Genomic DNA, 22,929 nt, shown 5'->3' with positions numbered 1-22,929 from the left:
TCCGATGAAACTGCTCGCCTTTGAAACCGCCACCGAAGCCTGTTCCGTTGCCCTGCATGTCGATGGACAGGTACTGGAACGTTTCGAGATCGCCCCGCGCCGGCATGCCGAACTGAGCCTACCGTGGGCCGAGGCGCTGCTGGCCGAAGCCGGCATCAGCCGCCGCCAGCTGGACGGTATCGCGCTCAGCCGCGGTCCTGGTGCTTTCACCGGCGTGCGCCTGGCGATCGCCATCGCGCAGGGCATCGCACTGGCGCTGGATCGTCCGTTGCTGCCGGTCTCGACGCTGCAGGTGCTGGCGCTGCGGGCACCGGCGGAAGAAACGCAGATCCTGTCGGCGATCGATGCGCGGATGGGCGAACTCTACGCCGCCCGCTTCGAGCGCGTGGACGGCCTGCCGGTCGCGCGCGATGCCGAGCGCGTCTGCGCGCCGGCGGCGGTGGCGCTGCCGGAAGGGCTGTCGGCCTACGGTGTCGGTACCGGGTTCGCCGCAGCCGAGGGTGCGCTGGTCGCGCAGCTCGGTACAGGTTTGCGCGGATTCGACGCCACGGCATTGCCGCGTGCGTCGGACGTGCTCGCACTGGCGGTGCCGGCGTTCGCCCGCGGCGAAACCGTCGCACCGGAGAAGGTCGAACCAGCATACCTGCGTGACAACGTGGCACTGACCCTGGTCGAGCAGCAGGCCGCGCGCGAGGCGAAGGCGAAGGCCAACGGCTGAGCCCCTCGTGGCGGAGTTGGTCGCGTAGATCAAAAGCCGTGGTTTGGCCGGGCGGGTGGGCTGCGCAGGGGGCGCTGCAAGTACGTCCATGTAAGCTCGGTCGCCGCATCCATGCGGCTCACGCCCCTGCGCAGCCCACCCGCCCGGCCTCTGACAGTTTCCGTGCACGTCCGCCACGGAAGATCAAAAAAAGAAAAGTCAAAATCAAAAGCGGGTCGCTTCGCTTGCATCCACGCGTGGCGTGGATGTGTATCGACCAAGGTCGACACCTACCAAAGCAATGGTGCGCCGCGATCTGTCAGAGGCGGGGCGGTGTCGGGCGGCGGGGTATCCGCGGCATGGATGCCGCGGCTAAGCCTACACGGACGTACTTGCGGCGTCCCCGCCGCCCGACACCGCCTCGCCACGCTTCAGTACACCAACCGCCGCTGTTGCTGTTGCCGTTGCTCTAGCCTTTCAGCGGGTCCCGGGCCGCAGGCCCGGGCAACAAACCCTACCGGTCGTCGCGCAGTTCGCCACCCGGCAGGAATACCCACGTGCGGGTGACCTGCAGGATGTCGATCTCATCCTCGGTCTTCGGCAACGGCGGGAACGGCTGCGCCAGCTTCACCACCCGCAGTGCCGCCTCATCCAGCAGTGGCGTTCCGCTCGACCGCAGGATCCGGCTGCTCTCCACGCTGCCATCGCGGCGCACGCCCACGCTGATCACCACCTGGCCGCCCAGCCGGCGCTGCCGGGCCTCGTCCGGGTAATTCAGGTTGCCCACGCGCTCGGCGCGGTCAACCCAGGCCCGCAGGTAATTGGCATAGGCATACTCGCGCGTGCTGGCCGACACGAACTTGCGGTTCGGGCGCTTGGCGTACTGCGCCGAGCGCAGATGCACTTCTGCGGCCAGTCGGGCCATTTCCACATCGCGCTGTTCGCGCGCACTCAGCGGGGCGTCCGGTTCGGGCTGATCCGGCGTGGGGCGGGACTGGGCCTGCGCGACCGCCTCTTCGCCATTGCGGCTGCTGACCACCCGGGCCTGTGGCGGCGGGACTTGCGCGGCCGATTGCTGCTGCTGTGGGACCGGGCTCAAACCGGGCTGCGCCTGCGGCACGATGCCGGCCTGGTTGTCGCGCGGACGCTGTGCGCGGTCGTGTTCGCCACCGCCATCCTGGTTGGCTGCGGCAAGAAAATCGGCCTGCTTCGGCGTCAGCGCGGTGCGGGTCTGGCTGAAGATCACTTCCAGCGTGGGCACCAGCGGTGCATCGCCTTTGACGGCGAAGCCCACGCCCAGGATCAGCAGCGCGTGAACCAGCACCGACAGCGCGATGGTCGCCCCCAGCCGTTGCGCTTCGCGTGGTGGCGGGGGCAGGACGGCAGGTGCGGTTGCCATCAGCGCAGGCCGGCCTCAAGCGCGTCGAACAGGGTGCCGGCGATGTTCAGGCCGAACTGTGCGTCCAGTTCGCGTACACAGGTCGGGCTGGTCACGTTGACCTCGGTCAGGTAATCGCCGATCACGTCCAGGCCGACGAAGCGCATGCCGCGACGCTTCATCTCCGGGCCGACCTGGGCCGCGATCCAGCGGTCGCGCTCGCTCAGCGGACGGCCTTCGCCGCGGCCACCGGCAGCCAGGTTGCCCCGGAACTCGTCGCCCTGCGGGATGCGCGCCAGGCAGTAGTCGACCGGTTCGCCATCGACCAGCAGGATGCGCTTGTCGCCGGCAGTGATGTCGGGAATGAACTTCTGGGCCAGTGCCAGTTTGCGGCCGCCGTCGGTCAGGGTTTCCAGGATCACGTTCAGGTTCGGATCGCCCTGGCCGCTGCGGAAGATCGAGCGGCCGCCCATGCCGTCCAGCGGCTTCAGCACGGCCTGGCCATGCTCCAGCGCGAAGGCCTTCAAGGCCTTGGCGTCGCGGCTGACCAGGGTCGGCGGGCAGCACTGCGGGAACAGCAGCGCGGCCAGCTTCTCGTTGTAGTCGCGCAGCCCCTGCGGATTGTTGACCACGCAGGCACCGGCGGCCGCAGCCACGTCCAGCACCTGGGTGTCGTAGATGTACTCGGCGTCGACCGGCGGATCCTTGCGCATCAGCACGATCTGGCCGGGGCCGAATTCGGTACGGCTGAATGCGCCCAGCTCATACCAGCCAGCCGGGTCGTCGCGCACCTGCAGCGGCGCGGTCTGGGCCACTGCCACGCCACCCTCCAGGGCCAGGCCGCCCGGGCGCACATAGTGCAGGGCATGGCCGCGGCGCTGGGCTTCCAGCAGCATGGCGAAGGTGGTGTCCTTGGCGATCTTGATGTGGGCGATGGGGTCCATCACCACGATGACGTTCAACGGCATGGGCGCACCTGTCAGGCAAGGCGTTGATGGTAGCGGCAACGCCGGTCGCGCGCCTCCCTGCCATACTGCAACGCAGCGTCCGCCCGGCGCTCGCGCACTCATTGCGAAACCCGTCACGTTCAGGAGGCTGCCATGCCCCGCGCCATGGGGCGGCCTTGAAGCGGGCGCGGAAAGTGCGATATAGATACGCTTTCGTAGCGGCCCCCGCCAGAGATCGGGCCGTGCGCTTGGGGATAGGCAATGACTGAAAACACGACTGCGGGCGGGGAACTCGCAGGACTCCGGGTGATGGTCATCGATGATTCGAAGACCATCCGCAGGACTGCGGAAACACTGCTCAAGCGGGAAGGCTGCGAGGTGGTCACCGCCACCGACGGCTTTGAAGCGCTTGCGAAGATCGCAGACCAGCAACCGCAGATCATCTTCGTCGACATCATGATGCCGCGCCTGGACGGGTACCAGACCTGTGCGCTGATCAAGGGCAACCAGCTGTTCAAGGCGACCCCGGTCATCATGCTCTCGTCCAAGGATGGCCTGTTCGACAAGGCGCGGGGACGCATCGTCGGCTCGGAGCAATACCTGACCAAGCCATTCACGCGTGAAGAACTGCTGGGTGCCATCCGCACATACGTCAACGCCTGACCAGGGGGGAAAGGCACAATGGCTCGTATCGTTCTGATCGAGGATTCACCGACCGACCGCGCGGTGTTCACCCAGTGGCTGCGCCGTGCCGGCCACGAGGTGCTGGAAGCGGACAACGCCGAGGATGGACTGCAGCTGGTCCGCGACCAGGTGCCGCAGCTGGTGCTGATGGACGTGGTCCTGCCCGGCATGAGCGGCTTCCAGGCCACCCGCGCGATGGCCCGTGACGCGGCGATCAAGCACATCCCGGTGATCATCGTCAGCACCAAGGCGATGGAAACCGACAAGGCCTGGGGCCTGCGCCAGGGCGCGGCCGATTACATCGTCAAGCCGCCGCGCGAGGATGAACTGATCGCGCGGATCAACGAACTGGTGGCCTGATGCGCTCGCCTTTCGACATCCTCGAAGCCTATGAACGCCGCAGCCTGGCCCACGCGGTGCAGCTGCCCGAACGGCAGTTCGCCCAGGACCTCTGGCGTGGCGTGGGCTACCGCGTCGGCCAGCGCCGGCTGGTGTCCGATTTCCGCGAAGTGGTGGAGATCGTGCCGATGCCGCCGGTGACCCCGGTGCCATGCGCGCAGCCCTGGCTGCTCGGCGTGGGCAATCTGCGCGGCAACCTGTTCCCGGTGGTCGACCTGAAGTACTTCCTGGAAGGCGTGCGTACCGTGCAGCAGGAAGGCCAGCGCGTGCTGATCATGCGCCAGGCCGGTGGCGACGTCGCACTGACCATCGATGAACTGTTCGGCCAGCGCAGCTTCGAACTGGACCAGCAGATCGAGGCCGGCACGCTGGCCGAAGGGCGCTACGGCCATTTCGTCGATCGCGCCTTCCATGCCGACGGCCACGACTGGGGCGTATTCTCGCTTTCGCTGCTGTCGCGCACCCCTGAATTCCGGCAAGCCGCGGCCTGAGGCCGGGCATCGCCCCCTGCATTGAAGATCGAGGTTGAACGATGAGTACTGCTTCGGACGCCACCAAGACCGGCAAGCTGCGGCTGGGCGGCAGCAACCTCTGGCTGTTCCTGCTGCTGGCATCGATGATCCTGTTCGGCGTCAACACCGGCGTCGCTACCTGGCAGGGCAGTCGCCTGGCCGATGCCGGTTCCAAGGCGGCCGACCTGCAGGTGCTGTCGCAGCAGCTGGCCAACCAGGGCCGTGACGCGGTGGGCGGCAACGCGCAGGCGTTCACTGCCTTCAAGGCCACCCGCAACGCGATCGAACAGAATGTGTCGACCCTGCAGGGCCGCTATGGCAAGGAGCCGGGCGTGTCCGGTGCGATCGCCACGCTGGGCGAGACCTGGGCGCCGCTGGGCAAGCAGGCCGGGCAGCTGGTGGCCAGTGAACCGGCGGTGCTGGCCCTGGCCGGCAACGCCAACAACTTCACCGGCGCCGTGCCGGGGCTGCAGGCCCAGCTGAACGAGCTGGTGCGTGCGATGTCCGCTGCCGGCGCGCCCTCGTCGCAGGTGTACAGCGCACTGCAGCAGGTCGTGGTGGCCGGCTCCATGGCCCGCCGCGTAACCGAAATGCGCGCCGGTGGCAGCGGCGCTGCTACGGCCGGCGATGCGCTGGCGCGTGACATCACCGTGTTCTCGCAAGTGCTCGACGGCCTGCGCAATGGCAACGAGGAACTGGGCATCACCGCCGTGCGCGGTGCCGCTGCCGTGGCCGCGCTGGAACAGTCGCAGCAGAAGTGGGAAGCGATGAAGCAGGACGCTGACGCGATCCTGGCCAGCTCGCGCCAGCTGTTCGCGGCGCAGTCCGCCGCCACCGCGCTGGGCCAGGGTTCGGCCCACATGCTGGATGACAGCCGCAAGCTGTTCGACGCGTTCTCCTCGTTCGGCTCGGTGTCTGACACCCGCCTGTTCCCGAACTTCTGGATCGGTGTGGTCTCCGGTGCGCTGTCGCTGATCGCGATCATCGGCTTCGTTTCCACCAACGTGCGCAGCCGCTCGCGCGAGCAGGAACTGCGCTACCAGACCCAGGTGGAATTCAACAGCCGCAACCAGCAGGCGATCATGCGGCTGCTGGACGAAATCTCCTCGCTGGGTGAGGGCGACCTGACGGTGAAGGCCTCGGTGACCGAGGACATGACCGGTGCCATCGCCGACGCGATCAACTACGCCGTCGACGAGCTGCGCCACCTGGTGACCACCATCAATGACACCTCGGCCAAGGTCGCGCTGTCCACCCAGGAGACCCAGGCCACCGCCATGCAGCTGGCAGAGGCGGCCGGCCACCAGGCCAACCAGATCACCTCGGCGTCGGACCGCATCGGCGAAATCGCGGCAAGCATCGAACAGGTGTCGCGCAACTCGGCCGAGTCGGCCGACGTGGCACAGCGCTCGGTGGTGATTGCCGCCGAAGGTGCCGGCGTGGTGCGCGAGACCATCCAGGGCATGGACCAGATCCGTGACCAGATCCAGGAAACCTCCAAGCGCATCAAGCGCCTGGGTGAGTCGTCGCAGGAAATCGGCTCGATCGTGGAACTGATCAACGACATTTCCGAACAGACCAACATCCTGGCGTTGAACGCAGCGGTCCAGGCGGCCTCGGCCGGTGAAGCGGGTCGCGGTTTCGCGGTCGTGGCCGACGAAGTGCAGCGCCTGGCAGAACGTACCTCCGGCGCGACCCGACGCATCGAGAACCTGGTGCAGGCCATTCAGGCCGACACCAACGAAGCGGTCACCTCGATGGAACAGACCACCGCCGAAGTGGTGTCCGGTGCACGCCTGGCCGAGGATGCCGGCACCGCGCTGACCGAGATCGAGCGCGTGTCCAATGCACTGAACACCCTCATCAAGAACATCTCCATCGCCGCCCAGCAGCAGTCGGCCGCGGCCTCGGACATCACCCGCACCATGGGCGTGATCCGGCAGATCACCGGCCAGACCTCGCAGGGTGCGGGGCAGACCGCCGAATCGATCGGCCATCTCGCGCAGCTGGCGGCGGACCTGCGCCGTTCGGTCGCCGACTTCAAGCTGCCGGCGTGACGCGGGCAGGGCGGCGAGCAAGGAACCAGTCGATGAAGCATTTCCATTTCCCACGCCAGAACTCGCGCGGCCACCGCGCGGCGGCGAACGGAGCGCGTCCATGAGCAGTCTGCGCGATGCGATGAGCCACGCAGCGCTGGGCTGGGTCAAGCCCGAGCTGGACGAGACCCTGCGCCAGGTGCGCAACGAGGTCGAGTACTACGCCGAAGACCCGAGCGATGCCAGCCGCATGCGCATCTGCGCCGGCTACCTGCACCAGGTGCAGGGCACCCTGCGCATGGTCGAGCTGTATGCACCGGCGATGGTGGCCGAGGAACTGGAACAACTGGCCAATGCCATCGGGGCCGACGGCGTGGCCGACCGTGATGAAGCCTGCGCGACCCTGATGCGTGGCAGCGTGCTGCTGCCCGACTACCTGGAGCGCCTGCAGAACGGCCACCGCGACATCCCGATCGTGCTGATGCCGCTGCTCAACGAGATCCGTGCCGCGCGTGGCGAAGAAGGCGTGCATGACAGCGTGCTGCTGGCATTCGCACCGGACAGCGTCACCGCCACCGAGGCCGAGCTGGACCATGCCCGCGGCAGCCTGAGCGGGCGCAACCGCGAGTTGCTGGACACGGTCGGCAGTGCGGTGAAGGAAGAACTGCTGCGCATCAAGGATGCGCTGGACCTGCACCTGCGCACCGGCGGTGCTCCGGAACAGCTGCAGACCCAGGCCAACGAGCTCGGGGCGGTGGCCGATACGCTGGGCATGATGGGCCTGGGCGTGGCCCGCAGCGTGGTCGTGCAGCAGCGTGACGCACTGCGTGGGGTGGTGGAAGGGCGCCAGCAGATCGATGAGAACCTGCTGCTGGATATCGCCGGGGCACTGCTCTACGTGGACGCCTCGCTGGACGACCAGGTCGCCCATCTGGGCGCTGGCGGCAGTGGCGAGGACGATCCGAGCGCGGTTGAGAACCGCCGCACGGTGGAGGTGCTGGCGCATGAAGCCATCGCCAACTTCGCCGCCGCCCGCGAGCATTTCGTCGCGTTCATCGAAACCAGCTGGAACCATGCCGAGCTGCAGGATGTGCCGCGCCTGCTGGGTGATGTATCCGGTGCGCTGCGCATGCTCGATCTGGGCACCGCCGCAGACTACCTGCGTGGCGTACAGCAGTACATCGAGGCCGAGCTGATCGGTCGCCAGCGCGTGCCCAGTGGCCGCCAGCTGGACACCCTGGCCGATGCCATGGCCAGCCTGGAGTACTACCTGGAAGCCCTGCGCGACCGCCGTCCGGGCCGCGAGGACATCCTCGACATCACCCGCAGCAGCCTTGAAGCGCTGCGCTATTGGCCGTTGCCGGACCGCAACGCGGTGGAACCGGTTGCCGCCGCGCCGGTTCCGTTCGCATCGCTGCTGGTGGACCGGGAGCCGGTCGCGCTGCAGGCCGAGCCTTTGCAGCCGGAGCGCATCGAGATTCCGCTTCAGCCAGCCGCGCCCGCCGCCGGCACTGTGCCGGTGCCCTTGCCGGACTTCACCTTTGATCCACCACCGGCCACGCCTGCACCGGAGGTGCTGGACAACCGCCTGATGTTCGGTGCGCTGGGGAACCTTGCATCCACACCGCTGTCGCTGCATGACGACCGCGAGGCGGCGCTGGTCTTCGCCGCCTCCAGCGCGCCTGCGCCCGAGGTGCCGCAGTGGGATCTCGCGCCGTTCCATCCGGACGCCGATCCGGCCGCGAGTGCCGAAGACGAACGCAGCCCGACCTTCGCCAGTTTCGATCCGGTCAGCTTCGAACGCGCCGAAACCGGAATGGAATCGGTGCCGCAATGGACGCTGTCGGAGGCGACACCACCGGTATCGGCTGATGTGGCAGTGGCGGATGTCGAGCACGACGTCGACGCGTCGGTACCCTTTGACACCACTGGCTTTGCAGCGCCGGTGTTCGACCCGGTGGCTGCCGAGCACGATGTGGTTGCTGCCCGTGACGACGTGGTGTTCCGTTTCGACGCCGATGCGCTGGATAACGCCGACGACGTGCTGTCGCTGCACGCCATGGAGACGCTGTCGCTGGACGACGACGCCGGACTGCATCCGTCGCTGGAGACCGTCGATGACGCCACGCCCCAGCCGTTGGACGAAAGCCCCGTGGTTGCCGAAGTCGACGCCGTTGCGGCGGATGTGCCGGAGCACGCGGCCGCGCCGATGGCCGAGGTGCTGACGCCGGCCTCCGATGCACCGGCACCGGCGGTGTCGGTGATTGATATCGACACCATCGCACCGATCGATTTCAGCGAAGCCGACGCACAGTTCTTTGCCGAGCTGAGCGCCGCGGCGGCCGACTTCAATCCGCAGGCCATGGCGGCTCCGCCCGCTGCGGACATCCCGGTCGTGGCTGGGACCGAGGCCAGCTTCGAGGCCGGCTTCGACGACGATGCCGAGAACATCGACGAGGACATCCGCGAGGTGTTCCTGGAAGAGTTCGACGACGAACTGGCCAACCTTGGCACGCTGCTGCCGGCATGGCGCACGCAGCTGGACAACATGGACCGGCTGCGGCCGATCCGCCGCATCTTCCACACCCTCAAGGGCAGTGGCCGACTGGTCGGCGCGCGCACCCTGGGGGAGTTCGCCTGGAAGATCGAGGGCATGCTCAACCGCGTGCTCGATGGCAGCCGGCCGGCCACGCCGGCCGTGCTGGCAATGGTCGACAATGCGCACGCCGCACTGCCGCAGTTGAATGCCGCGCTGCGCCATGGCCAGCGCATCAGCGTGGACCTGCAGGCAATGCAGGCCATCGCCGATCGGGTCGGCGCCGGCGAGGAGACCTTCTACGTGCCGTTGCCGGCTGCGGCCGCACCGGCAGCGACACTGGCCGAGTCCGAAGGCGAAGACGAAATCAGCCGCCTGCTGGACGCCGAGGCCGCTGCGTCGGCGCAGGCCGATGCCTCGGCGGTGGCCGAAGACGCCGGGACCCCGGCCAACATCGACAGCGTGCTGCGCGAGATCCTCGAGGCCGAGGTCGAAGTCCACCAGGCGACCCTGCAGGAGTGGCTGCGCTCGGCACAGCAGGCACCGCAGTCGGTCAGCGACGCACTGCTGCGTGCGGTTCACACCATGAACGGCGCCTTCGCGATGACCGAAGTGCCGGAAATCACCGCCGTTACCGGCGGCGCCGAGTCCTACATCAAGCGGGCTCTGGCCGCCGATGTGGTACCTGGCGACGAGGGTGTCGCCGCGCTGGATGCAGCTGCGCAGGCGATCACCGCGACCATGGAGGCGCTGCAGGCCGAACACCCGCGCATTGCGCCGCAGGATGCGCTGGTGCAGCGACTGCAGGCATTGGCTGGCGAGCTGCCGGAAGCGCGCTGGCCGCTGTTCGCGTCGGAAGACGAGGATGAAGAGGGCACCGAACCGGCGCCAGATGTCGAGCAGGCATCCGAAGCCGAAGCGCCGCTGGCCGGCCTGGACGCGCTGGGCGAAACCAGCATGCGCGTTGCTTCCGATGCGGCTCCCGATCTCATTGCCGAACCGCAGCCGCTTGCCGAAGATGCGCTGGAACCGGTTCCATCTGCGCCCGACCTCAGGACGCCGGACGTCGCCGCCGACAGTGGCCTGGAAGTCGGCGAGTTGACCGCCAGCGACGATCTTTCGCGTTACTTCGATGCCGGCTGGCCGTCGGTGCAGGGAGAAGATGAACCCGCAGTGGCGTACACCGGCGCGATTGAATCGATCCAGCCGGTGGAGAGTGCGCCTGTTGTCGAAGGGGCCGACGCAGCTGCCGCGCCCACGATCGAGACCGTCGACGACGCTGATCTGACCATGGCCGACGATCTGTCGCCGTACCTCGACGCCAGTGCGCTGCCGGTCGACGACCGCGACGCGGAAGAGCTGCCGGTGTCTGCGGAAGTTGACGCGATCGACCTGAATACGTCCTTGTCCTTTGATTCGGGCAGCGGCGATGACAGCGTCATTGACGACGCTGCTGCATTGCCACTCGACAGCGAGCTGTCGAGCCTGCAGGATGAAATGGCTGTGCCGGGTTTCGCAGAACCGGTCACGCTGGCAGCCGCGCTCGAGGCCGGCCTGCACGTGATCGAGCAAGAGCGGACCCTGGACGACGACGGGCAATGGCCCGTGATCGGCCTCCAGGCCAGCGAACTCGCGCCGGGCGAGGCAGATGCCTTTGCCGAGGATGCGGACGTCGGCGGGGAGGCGGCGGTCGGTGAAGGAGAGAGCGCCGATCAGCCGTCCCCGGCGACGGTGATTGAGGCGTTCAGCGCAGAGGCACGCGTTGGCAGTGGTGCTCCGGTGCGGTTCTTCGAAATGGAAGAGGCGCCGGGCCAGGGCACGATCAACACCGGTGACGGCACGGAGATCGCAGCGGCCGACATCGAGCCCCCTGCGCCGGATGTTGAGCAGGCGCCTGTTGCGGCGGATGCCGAAGACGGTGCCGATGCCGATGCGCTTGACTTCAGCGTGTACGACCGCGAGCTGGTCGACATCTTTGTCGAGGAAGGCAGGGACCTGCTCGACCACTGTGATGGCCTGATCAGCGAGCTGCGTGATGCACCGCAGGATCGCGAGGTGCTGGCCGGCCTGCAGCGTGACCTGCACACCCTCAAAGGGGGCGCTCGCATGGCCGGTATCAATGCCATCGGCGACCTCGGCCACAGCATCGAATCGCTGCTGGAAGCGGTGGCCGCTGGCCGTACCGAAATCGAGCGCCGCGACGTGCAGCTGCTGGAACGCGGCTTTGACCGCCTGCACCAGCTGCTCACCCGTACCGGCACCCACCGCGTGGTGGAGCCGGCGCTGGATCTGGTGGAGGCCTTCGAGGTTCGCACCACCACCGATATTGCTGCAGCCGCCACGGCCGCGCGTGCAGCCAGCGAGGCCGAGACCGTGGCGGCGCAGGCTGCGGCCACGCTGACGCCGATTGTCGACGCGCCGCTGTCGGCACCGCTGCCGGCCGAGGGTACGGTCGATGAAGACCCCCTGGCACGTCCGCAGCAGGAACAGGTGCGCGTGCGCGCCGACCTGCTCGACCGCCTGGTCAATCATGCCGGTGAAGTGGCGATCTACCGCTCGCGGCTGGAACAGCAGCTCGGCGCCTTCCGCGGCGCGATGGGCGAGCTGGAGCGCACCAATGCGCGACTGCGCGACCAGCTGCGCCGCCTCGACCTGGAAACCGAGGCGCAGATCGTCGCCCGCTACCAGCGCGAGCAGGACCAGGCCGACCAGAAGTTCGATCCGCTGGAACTGGATCGCTTCTCCACCCTGCAGCAGCTCAGCCGTGCGCTGAACGAGTCCGCCGCCGACCTTGGCGGCCTGCAGGGCGTGCTGGACGATCTGTCGCGCCAGTACGATTCGCTGCTGCAGCAGCAGTCGCGCGTCAGCTCCGAGCTGCAGGATGGCCTGATGCGCGCGCGCATGGTGCCGTTCGATGGCCTGGTGCCGCGCCTGCGCCGCGTGGTCCGCCAGGCCGGCATGGATACCGGCAAGCAGGTCCACCTGACTCTGGAAGGCACCCACGGCGAACTGGACCGCAACGTCCTCGATCGCATGGTCGCGCCGCTGGAACACATGCTGCGCAACTCGGTGGCCCATGGCCTGGAAGCGCCGGAACAGCGCCGCGCCGCCGGCAAGCCGGAGGAGGGCGAGATCGCCATCCGCCTGCACCGCGAAGGCTCGGAAATCGTCCTGGAAGTGGCCGATGACGGCGCTGGCCTGGACCGCGAAGCGATCCGCCGCCGCGCAATCGACCGCGGCCTGCTGGCCGCCGATGCGCAGCCGAACGAGCAGGAACTGGACAACCTCATCTTCGCGTCAGGCTTCACCACCGCCGACCAGGTCAGCCAGCTGGCCGGCCGTGGCGTGGGCATGGACGTGGTGCGCAACGAAGTGCGCCAGCTGGGTGGCTCGGTCGATATCCAGTCAGTGCGTGGGCAGGGCGTGCGCTTCACCCTGCGCCTGCCGCAGACGCTGGCGGTCACCCAGGCGGTGTTCGTGCAGATCGGCGAAACCACCTTCGCAGTGCCGGTGGCCTCGGTCAGTGGTATCGGCCGCCTGTCGCGCGAGCGCTTCGAGGCTGCCGACAGCAGCTACCGCTACAGCGGCGAAGACTATCCGCTGTACGACCTTGGCAGCTTGGTCGGCCAGGCCCCGGCGCGTGCCGACGGCCAGGAGCAGGTGCCACTGCTGCTGGTCCGTGCCGGTGATCTGCGCGCCGCCGTCGCGATCGACCAGGTGCTGGGCAACCGCGAAATCGTGGTCAAGCCGGTCGGCCTGCAGATCGCGTCGGTGCCGGGGATCTACGGCGCCACCATCACCGGCGACGGCCGCGTGGTGGTGATCCTGGACGTGGCGCCGCTGGTGCGCCGTTTCCTGGCCAACCCGACGCTGCCGGTACTGGCCAACGCGCCGCGCCAGGAGCGCCAGGTGCCGCTGGTGATGGTGGTCGACGACTCGCTGACCATGCGCAAGGTCACCGGCCGCATCCTCGAACGCCACAACTTCGAGGTCAGCGTTGCGCGCGACGGCGTGGAAGCACTGGAGCGACTGGAAGAGCGGGTACCGGACCTGATGCTGCTGGACATCGAGATGCCGCGCATGGATGGCTACGAGCTGGCTACCGCGATGCGTGCCGACCCGCGCTACAGGGACGTGCCGATCGTGATGATCACTTCGCGCAGCGGTGACAAGCACCGCCAGCGCGCCTTCGAGATCGGTGTCCAGCGTTATCTGGGCAAGCCGTACCAGGAACTGGACCTGATGCGTAACGTGTACGACCTGTTGGGGATCGCCCGTGTCCGTGAGTGAAACCCAGGCGGCTCCGGTCGTTGCCCTGCTGGCCCGTCCCGGCGCGGCGCGCGAGCGCCTGCGCGAGGCACTGTCGCATGCGGATGTGCAGCTGGTGCTGGAAGACGACCCGAACAGCCTTGAGCCGCAACTGCTGCACGACGCCCGACCTCAGGTCGTGGTGATTGCGCTGGAGACCGCCATTGAGGACGCATTGGAGCGCCTGGAAACGGTGTTGTCCGCACCGGGCCTGACCCTGGTCTTCGACGAGGCCGAACTGGCCGCACGTCGTGATGGCTGGGAGGCCCAGCGCTGGGGCCGTCATCTGGCCGCGAAGCTGCATGGCCATCAGCAGGTGTTGCCGCCGGGGGCCGAAGAAGAACCCAGCCTGCAACTGGCGCCGGGCCATCCGGCACCGCCACCGGCACCGCAGGAAGAAGCGCTGCAGGCGCACCTGGACCAGGCATCGAGCTGGGCCGACGAGGTCCCCGCTGACAGCCTGTACTCGCCGCCTGCGCAGCTGCACGAACCGATTGCGCTGGAACAGGCGCTGGCGGCGCTGCAGCCGGTCGTGCCTGAGCCGCTGGAGGCCCCCGAACCGCCATCGCTGGCGGAGATCGCGCCCGCAGCACCGCCCATTCCGCCGACCTCCTTCGACCACACCGCATGGTCGCTGGTCGATGACGTGGCCGACGTTCCGGCAGCCGCTTCGCAACACGCCGCGCCGGAGGCACCGCTGCCTTCCTTCGATACCGGCCATCTGAGCCTGGTCGATCTGGATGCTGGTGCGCCCGTGGGCGCACGCGCCGGATCGTTGCTGGTGCTGGCCGGCATCGGCGGCCCGGATGCACTGCGTCGCCTGCTGGGCGCGCTGCCTGCATCGCTGAGCGTCCCGGTGCTGGTGCATATGCGCTTGGACGGTGGCCGCTACGGAAACCTGGTCAAGCAGATGGCGCGCGTGTCGCCGCTGCCGGTGCAGCTGGCCGAAGTCGGCCAGCGTGCAACACCCGGTGAAGTGCACGTGCTGGCCGATGACATCGGCGTGCAGGCAGCCAGCGACGGCCTGCATTTCGTCAGCGACGCGCAAGGGATCTCGATTGCCGCGCTGCCGGCTGAGCACACCGCGCTGGTCCTGCTCAGCGGCGCCGACCTTGCGCTTGTGGGGCCGGCACTGGATCTGGCCGCCGCCGGTGCGTGGGTGGCCGGGCAGGTCGGCGAGGGCTGCTATGACCCTGCCGCGGCCACGGCGGTGGTCGCCGCTGGCATGGTGGCCGGTGAACCACAGGAACTGGCGCAGGCCATCGCCTCGCGCTGGGGCGTGGAAGACGATAACGGAGACGCACCATGAGCTATGCCAGCAATGACGAAATCCGAGGCGTCCTGATCCAGGCCGGCAACGAACGCGTGCTGCTGCCCAATGCCACCGTGGCCGAAATGATGTCGCGGGTGCCGGTGCAGCCGGTTTCCGATGCCCCGCGCTGGCTGGTCGGCGAAATCGGCTGGCACGGCTGGCAGGTGCCGCTGGTGTCGTTCGCGCGCCTTTCCGGCCTGGGCGAGGAGGCCGTGGGCGGCCACAACAAGGTGGTGGTGCTGAAGGCCCTCAGCGGCAACGCGCAGCGCCCGTACTACGCGCTGCTGACGCAGAATTTCCCGCAGCTGATCTCGGTGCCGCGCGATGGCCTGCTGGCCGATGCTTCCGAGGAAACCCTGCCGCAGATCGTGCACATGCGCGTGCTGCTGGGTGAGCAGAGCGCGCTGCTGCCGAACCTGGACGCACTGGAAGCCGCCCTGGATTCGCTGGCGGCTTGATCCACCAGGCTGGTAGTGCCGGCTGCCGACCGGCACCGAGCCGAGCATGGCTCGGCTCTAAAAGGAAACTGCAATCTTGCGCGGGCCTGTAGAGCCGAGCCTACGCTCGGCTGCCGCTCTGGACGCGCTGGCCGGCACTACAACGAATCAGCCTCACCCCAGATCGCCCAGCCGCGCCTGCAATGCGGCAATCGCGGCCAGCCCGGCGGTCTCGGTACGCAGGATGCGTGGCCCCAGCTGCAGGCCCTGGAATCCTGCAGCTGCCAACTGATCCCGGTCGCGCGGCGACCAGCCGCCTTCCGGACCGATCGCGATCACGATGCCGCCCGCCGGCGCCGCGTCCAGCGTCGACAGGCGATGGGCACCCAGCGGGTCCAGGGTGAGCCGCAGCGTATCGGGCGGCAGTGCCGCCGCCGCCTGTGCCAGCGACAGCGGCGGGCCCACCTGCGGAATGCGCGCGCGCCCGGACTGGCCGCAGGCCGAGGTCACCACATTGTTCCAGTGCGACACGCGCTTCTCCGCCCGAGCCGCATCCAGCTTCACCTCGGTACGCTCGGCATTCACCGGAATGATCGCCGCCACGCCCAGTTCGGTGGCCTTCTGCAGGATCAGGTCCATCTTTTCGCCTCGGGCAAGGCCCTGCAGCAGGGTGATCGCCAGCGGCGATTCGTTGTCCACCGCCTGCACCGCATCGATGCGCACCTGCACCTCGCGCTTGCCGGCGGCAGTCAGCGTGGCGCTGTAGTCGTGGCCATCGCCGTTGAACAGCACGCAGGTATCACCCTCGCGCAGGCGCATCACCCGCACCAGATGGTTGGCCGTCTCTTCCGGCAGGGTCACGGTCTGGCCGCTGTGCAGCGCCAGGTCGATGGGGCAGCGGGTCACGCGCATGCAATCGCCTCGTCAATCGCCGCCAGCGTGGTATGTGCCAGCAGCTCCAGTTGTTCGTCGTCCACGCAGTAGGGTGGCATCCAGTACAGCACGTCGCCCAGCGGACGCAGCACCACGCCACGTTTCAGCGCGGCCTTGTAGGCATGCAGGCCCAGCCGCATGGCCGGGTCGAAGGGCGTGCGCTTGTTGCCGTCGCGCGACAGCTCGAAGGCAACTACCATGCCGGCTTGGCGCACGTCGGCCACGTGCGGATGGTCGCTGAACGGTGCGGCCAGCGTGCCCATCACCGAGGCGATGCCACGGTTGCGGGCGATCACATCGTCGTCGCGGAAGATGTCCAGCGTGGCCAATGCCGCCGCGCAGGCCAGCGGGTTGCCGGTATAGCTGTGCGAATGCAGGAAGGCGCGCTCGCGTGAGTCGTCGAGGAACGCGTCGTACAGCGCCTGCGTGGCCAGCACGGTGGCCAGCGGCAGGAAGCCGCCGGTCAGGCCCTTGGACAGGCACATCAGGTCCGGCATCACCCCGGCCTGCTCGCAGGCGAACAGGGTGCCGGTGCGGCCGAAGCCGGTGGCGATCTCGTCGGCGATCATGAACGCGCCATGGGCGTCGCATAGTTCGCGCACGCGCTGCAGGTAGACCGGGTCATGCATGCGCATGCCGCCGGCGCACTGCAGGCGCGGTTCCAGGATCACCGCACAGATCTCGCCCGGGTGCTGGTCGAACAGCGTGGCAAGGCCATCGGCGGCCTGCCGTGCACGCTCAGCCGGGCTCTGACCGGGCTCAGCCAGGAAAGCATCCGGCGAGGGCGCGAACAGCGCTTCGGCCAGCAGCGGCGCATAGACGCGGCGATACAGCGGAATGTCTCCCAGCGCCAGCGCGCCGAGGGTCTCGCCGTGGTAGCCGTTCTCCAATGCGATGAAACGCGTGCGCTGCGGTTCCCCTCGGTTCTGGAAATACTGGAAGGCCATCTTCAGCGCCACTTCCACGCCGGCGGACCCGTTGTCGGCGAAGAACACCTTGGCCAGTGGTTCGCGGCCAGGCTGGCGTGGGGCCAGTGCGAGCAGGCGTTCGGCCAGGCTGATGGCTGGCTCATGGCCGAAGCCGGCAAGCATCACCTGTTCCAGTTGCCTGGCCTGGGCGGCAATGGCACCACCGATGCGCGGTTCGGCATGGCCGAACAGGTTGGTCCACCAACTGCTGACGGCGTCCAGGTAGCGATTGCCGTCGTGGTCGATCAACCATGCGCCTTCACCACGGGCGATCGGCACCAGCGGCAGGGTATGCGGGTGCTCGCGCATCTGCGTGCACGGGTGCCAGAGCACCTGCAGATCGCGTTGCCGCCAGTGCTGGGCCAGCGGGGAGGGGGTTGGGTCTGCTAGCATTTCGGGCTCATGTGTAACGGCGCGCGATAAATCGCCAGCCGCTGGTGAGATAAACGGTGGGCCGCCAATGTTGCGCCCAGCGGAATGAAATTGCACGGGGCGGAAACCGCCCCGTGCCCTGGCTCCCCTACCAAGTCGTGTAGATCAGCTCCCGCCGCTGAACAGCCTGGCGGCCGATGGTGTAGCGGATTGGCACCACCCGGTCTCTGAACTGACTGAAGACCTCCCGCATGGCCGGGTGGTCATTGATCGTCAGGATCGCCACGCCACGCAGCCCTGCCATCTGACGGGCCAGCTCCTGGTACTGGTCCATGCCAAAGGGAGCGCCGTACCCCTCGGTCTCCCAGTACGGCGGATCGAGGAAGAACAGGGTGTCCGTTCCATCGTACTTGGCCAGGCACTGCTGCCAGGGCAGGTGCTCGACGGTGACCTTGTGAAGCCGGAGGTGTGCGGCGCTCAGATCCTCCTCAATGCGCAGCAGGTTGAGGCCCTTGCCGCCCCGGCCGAAACCGGGGGTTTGGCCAGTCGCCTTGCCACCCCATGCCAGCCGCTGCAGGTAATAGAAGCGTGCGGCACGCTGGATATCGGTCAGGGTGTCCGGGTGCTGTAGCTGGCACCAGCGGAACATCTCGCGGCTCGTCAGGGCCCATTTGAACTGGCGAACGAACTCTTCCAGATGGTTGGCCACCACCCGATACAGCCGCACCAGCTCGCCGTGGCAGTCGTTCAGGACTTCAGCCTTGGCCGGCTCCCTGGCGAACAGTAGAGCCGCGCCACCAGCGAACGCCTCGACATAGGTGCGGTGGGGGTTCTCGGCCACCAGGGGCAGCAGGTGCGGCAGTAGGCGGGTCTTCCCGCCCGGCCAGGGGAACAGCGTTGTGGTCTTCATTCTCAGCCTCTGCGATGGATCCCGGCCAGACTGAGCCTCCCCGCGCGAGGGGGCTGGGCCTTGGCCAATTGCACGCGGGCTGTCGCGTGTGTTGCGGCGTCGGCCGATCAGTTCCCGCTGATCGGCCGGCGCCCAGTTCTTGAACTACTTCCCGGTCTCAAGGACAGCCAGGCGCTGCTCGATGCTGACCAGGCGCTGCTCGACCGCCTCGCGCTCGCGGCGTTCACGGCGAGCCATTGCTGCCAGAATCCAAGCCTGCAGCTCGGATACTCGGAAGCTGTAGCGGTCGCCCGCCTGAACCGCAGGCCGGACAAGCTCGCGACCAGCCTCGACAGGTTCCTTCAGCACCACGCGCCCTGCCGGCATGGCCTCGTGGACCAACTCACGCCGGGCAGGAATGACAATCTCGCCGGCCTCATCAACTTCCGCCGGAATTTCGGCCCACGTCTCCGGCACGGCCGGCCACTCAACAACTTCGGCTTCTTGTGCGGGCCACTCCCGCCATACCTCGTCCTCAGCCGGCCACGAGTCGTAGCAGAACGCGCTGTAAGCAAACGCACTGAGGCCATGCTTCTCCATTACAGCGATCGCGGCTTGCACCGAAGGGCCTGCGTGCCAGCGAGCTTCGTCGCCCTCTTCCTCCACGCGAGCCCTCCACTTCCATTTCGCCGGGAGCGCGCTGATTTCCAGGAACGCCGCCTCCTCCACATCCGTCATGCACTCCAATGGTGTTTTCAGACGAGCATCAGAAGTCTGGACCGCACCGTTCACAGACCATAGAGATGTGAATCGGTAGTTGGACGCTCCCAGGGCCTGAGCGTTGTCCGCCAGCGGTCGAACCAGGTCCCCGCCCATTGCGAAGGTGCCGCCAGATGCGCTGACCTGCAGCATTTGCCGGACATACCCCCCGAAATTGGGGCCTCTTACTTGAAGCTGATAGACGCCTGAATCTACAACGGCGAAGAATCCGTTTGCGCCGTCCGACTCATCAAGCCAGAAGCCGGGAGCCACGTTCTGGATTCGGACTTCAGACGAGAACGTCTTCACCCCGGACACCTGCTCGGCTCCCACTAGACCAACCGCGCCCAGGCTGACGCGGGTAGCCGCCATCGCAGCAGCATTGCCACCGAAGGTGACTGACCGATCGGAATTGACGCGCATCGCGCTGGTGCCGGAAATGCGCAAGTCGATGGAACCAGCGTTCTCAGCGTTCAATGCCAGCACGCCGGCGCCACGATGATTGATGTTGGTGTCTCCATCTACGCCACCGCTGCGATAGAAGCGAGTGTTGTAGTCAGAGCGGTTTGCCTCTGCCACAAGGTCGAAGTAAGCCGGACCGTCTGCGGTTCGGGTACCGCCGATTCGCATCAGTCGAGCGGCTCCGGTGCCATCGCCCCGAATCGTGATGGTTCCATCAGAAGCCAAACCTCCCGAAAAATAGGTGTAGACCTGGAAAGTCTTGGTCCCGCCGATACTCTCCGTACCAGAGGTATGCACCACGTTGCCATCAGCTGCCAGACCAGCCCGAATCGCACTGACCAGGAGCTTCACGCTGCCGCCCCCTTGGACAGCTGGAATCGCCTCATTGCCGGTGAGCGCGGCGGCAGCCGGCAGGCCAGAGATCTTTACGTCGACCATTTTCGTTACTCCAGAATCAGGGGGTCGCCCGCTTCGGTGACCAGGCGATCACCTGCCTCGGTCACCAGCTGCGCGCGGTACAGGAAGGTGTGCTGCAGGATCTGCCAGCTGCGATAGCCGTCACGGATGGACTCCACCTCGACACGGATCTGCTTTCCACCGCTCCCATCGGGCGGCGTGTAGGTGTCAGTCGTACCGGTGATGCCGGCCTGCGTCCGCACCAGTGACCCGGCGAGGAACCAGCGAACGGTGTAGGTAGTGCCAGGCTCCGGGCCGATGTTGCCCTGCGTGGTGTCGACCAGCTGGTCGGCCTGCAGGAGGCGATCGCGGTGCGCCCACTGCACCGTCAGTTCGGTGCCGAAGGTCCACAATTCCGGCGGGTAGGCCTCGCCCTGAATGCGCAAGCGGCCGGGCGGATAAGGCCGGATCTGGCGACGTTGCAGCGTCAACCCGATCGTCGTGGCCAGATCCGGGTTCAGCTCGCCCTGGCTGGTGCGGGTGATCAGCTTCGCCTGGGGCGATTCGTTGGCCATGTACTCACGGCCATCGAAGCCGACATATTCGTCGGTGAACCACACCCGCGTACCCACGGCATGCGGCATCGGCACAGTGTCCACGCAGCCACGGGCCACGGCCAGCGTCGCCGCCACCGGGTCGATCGAGACCACCCGGACCAGCTCGTCATCGATCAGCGCCTCGGTGCCGACCTCGATCATGTCCAGGCTGACGCCGGCGGACAGCGCGATCGCCGTTGTGGTGGCCGTCATTGCGGTGATCAGCAGGCCAGTGGGAGCGAAGTCGGCTGCGCCCGCCTCGGCGAACGGCGCGCTTCCCAGCCGGGTCTGCAACGTGTAGCCGAACGCCACCGAGGTCGGCCGTACACCGATCGACGTCAGGTAGCCGACGTCAGGCGACACAGCAGACAGCTCCGACGCCCCGAGAGTCGTGGCCAGGTCGCGGTAGCTGGCCTCCTGCAGGCGCTGCACGGTGACCGGCTTGGGCTTGGTGTCCGGCTCCACCCAGGCATTCTCGGAAGGCTGGATGTAGCTGGCAGCGGCCATGCCGGCGACGTCCTGGACGACGGTCAACACCACGGCCGTCTCGGTCTGTGTGCCGTCGTCGACGTCCAGGATGCGCACGGGCATGCGGGCAACGCCGCGCCGTGGCCACGACAGGGCACGCACCTGCCCGCGCTTGAAGGGGCCGGCATCCTGACGCACCCGGATCTTCACCCTGCAGGGCAAACTGCTCACTGCAGCTACTTCGCGCGCCGCAACCCGCCCCGCGAGTGCTGCGTTCCACAGGCCGGGATAGTTCTTGCGACTGCTGACGACCCGGCCCTGCGCCTGAACGCTGGCCAGGTTCTGGTAGGTGACAGCTGCGTCCTTGTTGGTGGCGATATCCCGGTAGACGACCGTGATCTCATTGACGCTGCCTTCCAGCATCGGCTGTTGCCACTCCAGCAGCTCGATGATGTTCGCCGGGCCGATCTCTTCCAGGGTGGCTGGGTCATAGTCCGGCCGCACCAGCACCAGCTCGGTCAGCCCCGTCACCGGATCCTCGATGCGCATGCCACCAATGTGGTCGCACACCATGTCCATGAACTCGCCTGCAGGAACTGATCGGGACCACTTCAGGCACAGGCCGAACCCTTCGTTCTTCAACGTCTGTGCCGCCTTGCGGAAGCTTTCGTCGTTGATCACGTCGATCGGGTGGCCCATGCCCTCTGTGCGCACCTGGTAGATGATGTGCGCCGGGTTCATCCCTTCATCGATCTGCACCAGGTCGCCCTGCCAAAGCCCCTTCTTCCAGCCTTGGCGCCAGCGCGAGACCTTCTTCGTCCAATTCTTGATGTACGGGTTCATGGCCGACACCTGGCCATTGAAAACCGTCGTGAACAGGCCACGGGCGGCTGGCCACGGGCCGGGCACCAGCGATTGCAGATAGGTGCTTGGCATCTGGGCGGGCTCGCCCATGCGCACCTCCAGCGTGCCGACGATGCCACCTTCGCCCTTGTCGCCGCCGAAGATCTCCGGCGCCAGGATGGTGATCGATCGAGACGCTGTAATCGGGCCGGTGGCAGGCACCGTCCTGGGGATGTTCATCCCGAGCACCTTGGTCCACGCCGTTTGCGCGCTACCGTCCCAGACCTTGCGGTCGCCTACGCGGATCTCCCGCAGCGCGTCCACCGGGCCGAGGCATTCGCCCATATAGAGGGCCATGTAGTAGCGATAGCCTACGGTCTGTTTCTTGCCACTACCCACGGCCAGCCTCCTCGCGGGCGATCGCCGCCAGGCGCCGTGCGAAGGCGTCGTCCAGCGCTTCGAACTGTTCCACCGGCAGGCCTTCGTCCAGGAACTGGCGAAGATTCAGTCCGTGCCGGTCCATCCACGTGCGGATGCCAGCAGCGCACAGCACGCCGCTGTGCTCGCCCAACTTGGCCGCACGGGCATGTTCGACGGTCACCATCACCACAGCGAAACCTGATTGCCATCTACCAGATAGATGTAGTCCACCACCAATTCGACCCACAGCAGGCGGCGACGATAGCCGTAGCCATGACGGTGACACTCGAAGTAGATCGGGTGCCCGAACCAGTAGCGCCGGAGGACGGGCTTGATATGGAGACTCACTTCTTGCCTCCCTTGACCTTGATCGGTGTGGTGCGCAGATCGCCGTAGAACAGCACGTTGGGATCATCGATCCAGTTCGTGCCGAAGATCATGCTGCATTCGCGACCGTCCTCGGCGGTGGGGACATTGAAGTCCTCCAGGGCGGCCGGCTTCGGAACCGTAGGCTTCGGGCGCATCACGTAGCTGACGATCAGCGCCACGATCATTACGACGATTTGAACCCACATAG

The 22,929-nt window shown here is 67.2% G+C and carries 18 protein-coding genes; 8 read left to right on the top strand and 10 right to left on the bottom strand.

From position 1 onward, the window contains the following. The first annotated feature begins 4 nt into the window (after positions 1 to 4). Complete coding sequence (gene tsaB / locus AC5P7R_RS14375; protein ID WP_478435953.1) at positions 5 to 718, top strand: tRNA (adenosine(37)-N6)-threonylcarbamoyltransferase complex dimerization subunit type 1 TsaB; 714 nt, start codon at positions 5 to 7, stop codon at positions 716 to 718. A 493-nt stretch (positions 719 to 1,211) separates the two neighbouring features. On the opposite strand, the gene AC5P7R_RS14370 is transcribed toward tsaB, so the two are convergent. Continuing rightward, positions 1,212 to 2,096, bottom strand: a complete 885-nt coding sequence (locus tag AC5P7R_RS14370; protein WP_478418831.1) for an energy transducer TonB family protein — start codon at positions 2,094 to 2,096, stop codon at positions 1,212 to 1,214. Further along, positions 2,096 to 3,043: a glutathione synthase gene (gene gshB / locus AC5P7R_RS14365; protein WP_019660098.1), complete on the bottom strand. Its 948-nt coding sequence runs from the start codon at positions 3,041 to 3,043 to the stop codon at positions 2,096 to 2,098. The genes AC5P7R_RS14370 and gshB overlap by 1 nt, the downstream gene beginning before the upstream one ends. Positions 3,044 to 3,283: 240 nt before the next feature. On the opposite strand from gshB, the gene pilG reads away from it, so the two are divergent. From pilG to AC5P7R_RS14330, 7 genes are all read left to right on the top strand, one after another. Then, complete coding sequence (gene pilG / locus AC5P7R_RS14360; RefSeq protein WP_005418455.1) at positions 3,284 to 3,685, top strand: twitching motility response regulator PilG; 402 nt, start codon at positions 3,284 to 3,286, stop codon at positions 3,683 to 3,685. Between the two features lie 18 nt (positions 3,686 to 3,703). Further along, positions 3,704 to 4,066 (top strand): response regulator, encoded by a 363-nt coding sequence (locus tag AC5P7R_RS14355; protein ID WP_005410717.1) that lies wholly within the window; start codon positions 3,704 to 3,706, stop codon positions 4,064 to 4,066. Then, positions 4,066 to 4,596, top strand: coding sequence for a chemotaxis protein CheW (locus tag AC5P7R_RS14350; RefSeq protein WP_111102087.1), 531 nt, complete (start codon positions 4,066 to 4,068; stop codon positions 4,594 to 4,596). Before AC5P7R_RS14355 ends, AC5P7R_RS14350 begins: the two co-directional genes overlap by 1 nt. A gap of 41 nt (positions 4,597 to 4,637) precedes the next feature. Continuing rightward, positions 4,638 to 6,674 (top strand): methyl-accepting chemotaxis protein, encoded by a 2,037-nt coding sequence (locus AC5P7R_RS14345; protein WP_019660096.1) that lies wholly within the window; start codon positions 4,638 to 4,640, stop codon positions 6,672 to 6,674. A 100-nt stretch (positions 6,675 to 6,774) separates the two neighbouring features. Next, positions 6,775 to 13,479 (top strand): Hpt domain-containing protein, encoded by a 6,705-nt coding sequence (locus AC5P7R_RS14340; protein WP_495213953.1) that lies wholly within the window; start codon positions 6,775 to 6,777, stop codon positions 13,477 to 13,479. Continuing rightward, positions 13,466 to 14,806, top strand: coding sequence for a chemotaxis protein CheB (locus AC5P7R_RS14335; protein WP_260808416.1), 1,341 nt, complete (start codon positions 13,466 to 13,468; stop codon positions 14,804 to 14,806). The genes AC5P7R_RS14340 and AC5P7R_RS14335 overlap by 14 nt, the downstream gene beginning before the upstream one ends. Further along, entirely contained in the window at positions 14,803 to 15,267 is a 465-nt protein-coding gene (locus AC5P7R_RS14330; RefSeq protein WP_005410712.1) for a chemotaxis protein CheW, read from the top strand. The genes AC5P7R_RS14335 and AC5P7R_RS14330 overlap by 4 nt, the downstream gene beginning before the upstream one ends. Positions 15,268 to 15,420: 153 nt before the next feature. On the opposite strand, the gene AC5P7R_RS14325 is transcribed toward AC5P7R_RS14330, so the two are convergent. The 8 genes from AC5P7R_RS14325 to AC5P7R_RS14290 all read right to left on the bottom strand — a co-directional run bounded on the left by AC5P7R_RS14325 (position 15,421) and on the right by AC5P7R_RS14290 (position 22,927). Then, positions 15,421 to 16,158, bottom strand: a complete 738-nt coding sequence (locus AC5P7R_RS14325) for a 16S rRNA (uracil(1498)-N(3))-methyltransferase (protein ID WP_207049964.1) — start codon at positions 16,156 to 16,158, stop codon at positions 15,421 to 15,423. Continuing rightward, a complete protein-coding gene (bioA, locus tag AC5P7R_RS14320; RefSeq protein ID WP_021203307.1) occupies positions 16,149 to 17,540 on the bottom strand; it encodes an adenosylmethionine--8-amino-7-oxononanoate transaminase in 1,392 nt (463 codons plus the stop codon). Before bioA ends, AC5P7R_RS14325 begins: the two co-directional genes overlap by 10 nt. A 127-nt stretch (positions 17,541 to 17,667) precedes the next feature. Further along, entirely contained in the window at positions 17,668 to 18,429 is a 762-nt protein-coding gene (locus AC5P7R_RS14315; protein ID WP_125432498.1) for a DNA adenine methylase, read from the bottom strand. A 144-nt stretch (positions 18,430 to 18,573) separates the two neighbouring features. Beyond that, positions 18,574 to 20,067, bottom strand: coding sequence for a tail fiber domain-containing protein (locus tag AC5P7R_RS14310; protein ID WP_125432500.1), 1,494 nt, complete (start codon positions 20,065 to 20,067; stop codon positions 18,574 to 18,576). 5 nt (positions 20,068 to 20,072) lie between these two features. After that, on the bottom strand, positions 20,073 to 22,331 hold the full coding sequence (locus AC5P7R_RS14305) for a hypothetical protein (RefSeq protein WP_495213952.1): 2,259 nt from the start codon (positions 22,329 to 22,331) through the stop codon (positions 20,073 to 20,075). Next, positions 22,324 to 22,536, bottom strand: coding sequence for a hypothetical protein (locus tag AC5P7R_RS14300; protein WP_125432877.1), 213 nt, complete (start codon positions 22,534 to 22,536; stop codon positions 22,324 to 22,326). Before AC5P7R_RS14300 ends, AC5P7R_RS14305 begins: the two co-directional genes overlap by 8 nt. After that, positions 22,536 to 22,700, bottom strand: a complete 165-nt coding sequence (locus AC5P7R_RS14295) for a hypothetical protein (protein WP_185752955.1) — start codon at positions 22,698 to 22,700, stop codon at positions 22,536 to 22,538. The genes AC5P7R_RS14300 and AC5P7R_RS14295 overlap by 1 nt, the downstream gene beginning before the upstream one ends. Beyond that, a complete protein-coding gene (locus AC5P7R_RS14290) occupies positions 22,697 to 22,927 on the bottom strand; it encodes a hypothetical protein (RefSeq protein WP_125432869.1) in 231 nt (76 codons plus the stop codon). Before AC5P7R_RS14290 ends, AC5P7R_RS14295 begins: the two co-directional genes overlap by 4 nt. Positions 22,928 to 22,929: the final 2 nt, after the last annotated feature.

This window comes from Stenotrophomonas sp. YJH_SMC_27, from assembly GCF_059369815.1.
This window is presented reverse-complemented; position numbering and strand designations above follow the sequence as displayed.

What these genes read in the sequence shown, in the direction of transcription:
- AC5P7R_RS14370 (WP_478418831.1), bottom strand. Translation starts at nt 2,096, where the DNA reads ATGGCAACCGCACCTGCCGTCCTGCCCCCGCCACCACGCGAAGCGCAA.
- AC5P7R_RS14290 (WP_125432869.1), bottom strand. Translation starts at nt 22,927, where the DNA reads ATGTGGGTTCAAATCGTCGTAATGATCGTGGCGCTGATCGTCAGCTAC.
- AC5P7R_RS14300 (WP_125432877.1), bottom strand. Translation starts at nt 22,536, where the DNA reads ATGGTGACCGTCGAACATGCCCGTGCGGCCAAGTTGGGCGAGCACAGC.
- pilG (WP_005418455.1), top strand. Translation starts at nt 3,284, where the DNA reads ATGACTGAAAACACGACTGCGGGCGGGGAACTCGCAGGACTCCGGGTG.
- gshB (WP_019660098.1), bottom strand. Translation starts at nt 3,043, where the DNA reads ATGCCGTTGAACGTCATCGTGGTGATGGACCCCATCGCCCACATCAAG.
- AC5P7R_RS14325 (WP_207049964.1), bottom strand. Translation starts at nt 16,158, where the DNA reads ATGCGCGTGACCCGCTGCCCCATCGACCTGGCGCTGCACAGCGGCCAG.
- AC5P7R_RS14345 (WP_019660096.1), top strand. Translation starts at nt 4,638, where the DNA reads ATGAGTACTGCTTCGGACGCCACCAAGACCGGCAAGCTGCGGCTGGGC.
- bioA (WP_021203307.1), bottom strand. Translation starts at nt 17,540, where the DNA reads ATGCTAGCAGACCCAACCCCCTCCCCGCTGGCCCAGCACTGGCGGCAA.
- AC5P7R_RS14355 (WP_005410717.1), top strand. Translation starts at nt 3,704, where the DNA reads ATGGCTCGTATCGTTCTGATCGAGGATTCACCGACCGACCGCGCGGTG.
- AC5P7R_RS14315 (WP_125432498.1), bottom strand. Translation starts at nt 18,429, where the DNA reads ATGAAGACCACAACGCTGTTCCCCTGGCCGGGCGGGAAGACCCGCCTA.
- AC5P7R_RS14350 (WP_111102087.1), top strand. Translation starts at nt 4,066, where the DNA reads ATGCGCTCGCCTTTCGACATCCTCGAAGCCTATGAACGCCGCAGCCTG.
- AC5P7R_RS14330 (WP_005410712.1), top strand. Translation starts at nt 14,803, where the DNA reads ATGAGCTATGCCAGCAATGACGAAATCCGAGGCGTCCTGATCCAGGCC.
- AC5P7R_RS14340 (WP_495213953.1), top strand. Translation starts at nt 6,775, where the DNA reads ATGAGCAGTCTGCGCGATGCGATGAGCCACGCAGCGCTGGGCTGGGTC.
- AC5P7R_RS14310 (WP_125432500.1), bottom strand. Translation starts at nt 20,067, where the DNA reads ATGGTCGACGTAAAGATCTCTGGCCTGCCGGCTGCCGCCGCGCTCACC.
- tsaB (WP_478435953.1), top strand. Translation starts at nt 5, where the DNA reads ATGAAACTGCTCGCCTTTGAAACCGCCACCGAAGCCTGTTCCGTTGCC.